At 58.4% G+C, this 5,364-nt stretch carries 5 protein-coding genes; 2 read left to right on the top strand and 3 right to left on the bottom strand.

The window, feature by feature from the left end:
* Positions 1–39 precede the first annotated feature (39 nt).
* The 3 genes from VL202_RS10980 to VL202_RS10970 all read right to left on the bottom strand — a co-directional run bounded on the left by VL202_RS10980 (position 40) and on the right by VL202_RS10970 (position 3,461).
* Positions 40–1,548, bottom strand: coding sequence for an ABC transporter substrate-binding protein (locus VL202_RS10980; RefSeq protein WP_325464152.1), 1,509 nt, complete (start codon positions 1,546–1,548; stop codon positions 40–42).
* Positions 1,549–1,693: 145 nt separating this feature from the next.
* Complete coding sequence (locus tag VL202_RS10975) at positions 1,694–2,653, bottom strand: dihydrodipicolinate synthase family protein (RefSeq protein WP_325464151.1); 960 nt, start codon at positions 2,651–2,653, stop codon at positions 1,694–1,696.
* A 76-nt stretch (positions 2,654–2,729) separates the two neighbouring features.
* Entirely contained in the window at positions 2,730–3,461 is a 732-nt protein-coding gene (locus VL202_RS10970; protein WP_325464150.1) for a FadR/GntR family transcriptional regulator, read from the bottom strand.
* Between the two features lie 103 nt (positions 3,462–3,564).
* On the opposite strand from VL202_RS10970, the gene VL202_RS10965 reads away from it, so the two are divergent.
* Both VL202_RS10965 and VL202_RS10960 read left to right on the top strand, forming a co-directional pair.
* Positions 3,565–4,266 (top strand): GntR family transcriptional regulator, encoded by a 702-nt coding sequence (locus VL202_RS10965; protein WP_325464149.1) that lies wholly within the window; start codon positions 3,565–3,567, stop codon positions 4,264–4,266.
* Between the two features lie 217 nt (positions 4,267–4,483).
* Positions 4,484–5,364 (top strand): dihydroxy-acid dehydratase (locus VL202_RS10960; RefSeq protein WP_325464148.1); only part of this gene is annotated, 881 nt, incomplete at its 3' end.

Here is a 5,364-nt window from a genome sequence, read left to right as displayed (position 1 = left end):
AATAGGCACGGCGGAACGACCGCCGTGCCTTGGGCAAGGTTAGTCCTTGAGCTTGATCTGCGACAGCGCGATTTCGCTGTTCGTCTTCAGATCCGGCTTCCAGTCGAGACGCGATCCGACGCGGACATAGCCGATCATGTGGTACATCGGGATATCTGCAATGATCTCGTCGTGGACCTTGAGGAAGGCTTCCTGGAACAGTTTTTCGCGTTCGCCGCCGGTGGCCGCCATCGCTTTTTTCAGGACCACGTCGAGTGCCGGGTCGGCGATCGTCGAATATTGTCCTTCGCTCAGGAACATGACTGGGGCGGTAAAGCCCGCGTCGCCGGTATTGTTGTCGTGCTGCTGCTGGAACAGGGTCGGCCCGCGACCTTGGGGGAAGGGCTTATCGAGGTAGCGAACCCAGTCGGCGGCTTCGAGCTGGCGCAGCGAGACCTTGAGGCCAATTTCCTGCCACATTGACATCATCGCTTCGAGCGATTCCGCCGAATTCGGGAAGAAGCCGTTACGGCCGATAATAACAATCTCGGTGTCGACCGGAACGCCGTCTGCCTTGGCTTCCTCGATCAGCTTCTTGGCCTGCTCGGGATCGTACGGCCAGGGCTTGATGTCGGGGTTATGGCCCAATACGCCCGGAACGACCATCTGCGATGCCCTCAGCACATCCTTGCCGAACAACGCTTCACCCATGCCATCCCAGTCGATGGCGAGATTGAGAGCCTTACGAACCCGCACATCATTGAGCGGTGGAATCTCCGCATCGATGCGCATGCGGGTGGTTTCGGAGTTCAGATAGGCAAAATCGGTCGCCGTGTTGGTCGCATCCTGCACGGCAAGCGACGGTGTCATGTCGGCTTCGCCGGATTCCACCATGGCTGCACGGATGGCGGATTCTCCGCGCCAGACATAGGTTGCCTTGGTCACTTCCGGCTTGCCGCCCCAGTAGCTGTCGCTGCGAGCGAGAACGATCTGCTCGTTGGTGGCGCTTTCCAGCGTATAGGGGCCAGTACCGACGGGCGCATTGGTTTCGCCATCGAACGGCATGTTGGGGGAGACGATCTGAACAGTGCCGAGCAATGTCGGCATGATCGGAAGCGGCGTATCCGTGGCAATTTCGAGCGTCGTCGCATCAATCGCCTTCGGCGTCAGCTTGACGTCGCCGAACTTGGAGCGGCTGTCGCATGTCAGCTTCGGGTTCATGAGCCGGTTGATCGACTTGGCAGCGGCCTCAGCATTGAAGTCAGCGCCGTCCTGGAATTTGACACCTGTTTTCAAATGGATGCGCCAGGTGAGGTCGTTGACCTGTTCCCAGCTTTCGGCCAGCCATGGCGCGACCGTGCCCTTTTCGGGTTCGATGTTGGTCAGCGTCTCGGTGATGTTGGAATTGATCACGCGCCCGATATCGGAGCGGATGGAGCGGCAGGGCTCAAGATTGGCGGGCTGTTCCGGCAGCACGATCTTGACTTCTCCTTCGGCCGCATGGGCAGCGCCCGCAAACAGGATCGACATCAGCGCAGCCGATACACCCCGTGAATACTTGATGGTCATTGTCATTTCTCCTCCTGGTCAAAGACCTTGATGTCGATGGCACCGGGCCGCTGCATCGGTATGCGCGGCCCGGATACAGTGCCTCCACACTGTTTAAAACACACTAGAGCACTAATGTATTAGTCGAGATGCAGGTAACTGTCAACTATAGGCCAGCCGCCCGTTTCTCACGCGCCAAAGCCCTGGAAATCGCCTGCTTTTCGGCACTTTTCAAGGCGTCAACCGCCGCTTGGACCGGCTTCAATTTTCCGACGGGAAGGTTCGAAACCATAGGCATCAGAGGGCCGGTATCAGCAATTCCCGAAAGCCGAAGTCCGTCATGCAGGACCTGCAGGCCACCGAGATCGAGGCGGACCTTTTCGAATTCCAGGAAAGGCTGGCTCAACTCAAAAGCCTCAGCCGCCCGACCGCTCTTGTAAAGCGTGAGAAGTTCGGATGCAGCCGTGGGCGCGATGCAGACGGCGCCCGACGTGTAGGTGGTGAGTTTGCGCCGGCCGAGATGGTCGTGGATCGGGGTTTCCCCCATGCCGCTTGCAAGATGCTCCGTGCCGATCGCTGACAGGACGGCGTCAAGATACGGATCCTTGGAGGCGTCTGGCTTTTCGACGGCATATTTGACGAAGCTCACGGCTTTTTCTGCGATCAGCTTTGCCAGTTCGTCGGGATCTGCGTAATGCTCCCGCTTCAGATAGAGGATAAGGCCGCTACCGAAGGCGTCGGCAAGTTTGCGTACGCCATTGGCGACGCCTGCCGGATCTGCCGGGAAATTTGTCGGCAGGACCATGACATTCTTGAAGCCGAGATCGCGTGCAATCGGTGCCTGCGCCATCGCCTTGCCGAAGTCGGGGCCGATCGAGGTGATGAGATGCGTCGTCGGTGCGGCCGCTGCCGTGATGGCTTGCATCGCGGACCGATAATCGTCGAGGCCGAAATGATAGAGATTGGCATTGCCGCCGTAGAGTAGGACATGCACTCCACCGCCTTCGATGTGCTTGATGATGGCCTCGTTTGCGCCTGCGTTCACCGAATAATCAGTGTTTAGCGCGATGGGAGGCACGGCGACTACGGACGAGGCGTAGTCGGCTTGCGTCAGTGCTTGTTGCATAGTTGACCCTCCTGAAGTCAACTATCCTTACTGAAGTTCAAAAAAGTTGTAAAGAAAAATTACATATCGAATCTTTTTATGGATCAAGGTCGCCATTCATCATGCGCCGACGCGCCTGGAGCAGATGGCTTTCCATGGCGACGCGGGCCCAGACGGGGTCCTTGTTGCGGATGGCATCGACAATGTCGGCATGCTCGCCGATCACCTTCCGCGCGCGTGCCGGCGAACCCGAGCGCGTCAGCGAAAGGGAAATGTTCATGAAGCCGCTCAGGGAGACATCGGGACCTTCCAGGGCCATGCTGAAGAACTCGTTCCCCGTTGCTTCCGCGATCGACAGGTGGAAGCGGCGGTCGCTTTCCGGCAGGAACAGGCCGCGGGCAATCTGACTGGAAAACTGCTCATGGGCTTCGAGGATGTCGCCCAGCGCTTTCTCGGTGCGCCGTTCGGCTGCGAGCGCCGCCGCATTGCCCTCGACGCAGAGCCTCAGTTCCTGGTAGCGCAGGAAGCGTGAGATGTCGGTGAGGTCGGCAAGATCGGGCAGGCTCCTGGATGGCGCGCTGAGAACGTAGGTACCGCTTCCGCGACGGGCTTCGACGAGCCCATCCAGTCGAAGTCGCGCCAAAGCATCGCGAATAACCGGGCGGGAGACACCGAAACGGTCGCAGAGATCGCTCTCGGATGGCAGCTTGCTGCCCGGCGGGAAGGCGCCCTTCAAAATATCCTGCAAAACATGGCCGTAGACCTGATCCGCATAGCTGGATGGCCTTATTTCAGTTATGCCTGCAACAGGAACTGTGTCTTCCGTCAAGAGTCCGGTGCTTTCTATTTAAATGCCGCCATGGGCGAAGTGCTTCACACTAAAGCATTAATGCATTAAGACAGTCAAAGACGATTTGAAAAGGAAGATGTCTTTGACCTCCGATTTGCCCTTTGCCAAGCATCGCAGCGGCCTTGATCGTACGCGCCAGATTGCTCCGCAGATCGTCGAATATCTCCGCGAGAAAATTCTGGAACTTGAACTTGCGCCTGGCACATCTTTGTCCCGCCTTGAATTGCAGAAGCAGTTCGGTCTAAGCCAGACGCCTGTTCGCGACGCATTGATGCGCCTGGAAGAGGAGGGGCTTGTCACGGTCTATCCTCAATACGCCACTTTGGTGTCGAAGATCGATATCAACTTGGCGAGGCAGTCGCATTTCATGCGGCGTGCCGTCGAGCAAGAAATCGTCCATGAACTGGCATCCAGGCCCAATCGCCGATTTGTCGAGCGCCTGACTCTTGCAAATGAAAAGCTCAAGACCCTTGTCGCCTCCAGCGAGTACGGGGATTTCCTGCGCCGCGACCGTGACTTCCACTATATTCTTTATGAAGAGGCGGGACTGGAAGATATCTGGCCTGTGGTTCGGCGTCACAGCGGCCATATCGACCGGCTTCGCCGGCTCAACCTGCCGAATGTCGGCAAGGCGCGCGTCGTCGACAATCACCATGCGATCATCGAAGGGATTGCTATGGGCAATCCCGAAAGGGCCGAAGAAGCGATGAAGGTTCATCTCTCGGGAACGCTGTCGATGGTCGATAGCATCGTCGAGCGCTATCCGGATTTCGTCCAGCGTTGACGGCGGCACCGTAAATTCTGCTTTTTGTTATTCGTGGCCGCGAACACCCATCCTGACGCTCGAGTTCAGGCGCTCATCCCTTTTCCGTGGAATTCGCTGACTTTCGACAGCAGAAATGATGGTTTCTTCTCGCATAAATGCTAATGCATTAGTGTATTGCCGTTCCGTGTTGCCTGTGCTAATCCGGGTTGGAGAAAACACGATGTAGGAAACACCGATGTCCAAGACAGTGAGCGCACTGCGCAGTGCGCGATGGTTTGCGCCCGACGACCTTCGGTCCTCGGGTCATCGCTCGCGGCTGATGCAGATGGGATATGATGAAAAAGACTGGGGCCAGCGGCCGATCATCGCCATCCTCAACACATGGTCGGACCTCAATGCCTGCCATGCGCATTTCAAGCACCGTGTCGAGGATGTGAAGCGCGGCGTGCTGCAGGCGGGGGGCTTTCCGGTCGAGCTGCCGGTGCAATCTCTGTCGGAAAGCGCGCTAAAGCCGACAAGCATGCTCTATCGCAACTTCCTCGCCATGGAGGCAGAGGAACTGCTGCGCTCGCATCCTATCGATGGCGTCGTGCTGATGGGCGGCTGCGACAAGACCACGCCGGCTCTCGTCATGGGGGCTGTCAGCGCCGGATATCCGATGATCTTCCTGCCGGCCGGCCCGATGCTGCGCGGCAATTACAAGGGCGAATATCTGGGCTCCGGCTCCGATTCCTGGAAGTATTGGGACGAACGGCGCGCCGGAACGATTTCCGACGAGCAGTGGACCGGCGTTGAGGAAGGTATTGCCCGCTCCTATGGCCACTGCATGACCTTCGGCACCGCAAGCACGATGACGGCGATCGCCGAATCCATGGGGCTGACGCTACCGGGGGCAAGCTCGATCCCCGCAGCCGACGCCAACCACATTCGCATGTCGACCCGTTGCGGCCGCCGGGCCGTCGAGATGGTGTTCGAGGACCTGACGCCCGACAAGATCATTACCCGCGAATCCGTCGATAATTCCGTGGCTGTTGCCATGGCAACGGGCTGTTCCACCAATGCCGTCGTGCATCTGATCGCCATGGCGCGCCGCGCCGGCGTGCCGCTGACGCTCGA

This window comes from Pararhizobium sp., assembly GCF_035497515.1.
In the GTDB taxonomy this organism is placed as follows: Bacteria; Pseudomonadota; Alphaproteobacteria; order Rhizobiales; family Rhizobiaceae; genus Pararhizobium.
The sequence above is the reverse complement of the archived record's forward strand: the minus strand, read 5'-3'. Positions and strand labels throughout refer to the sequence as shown.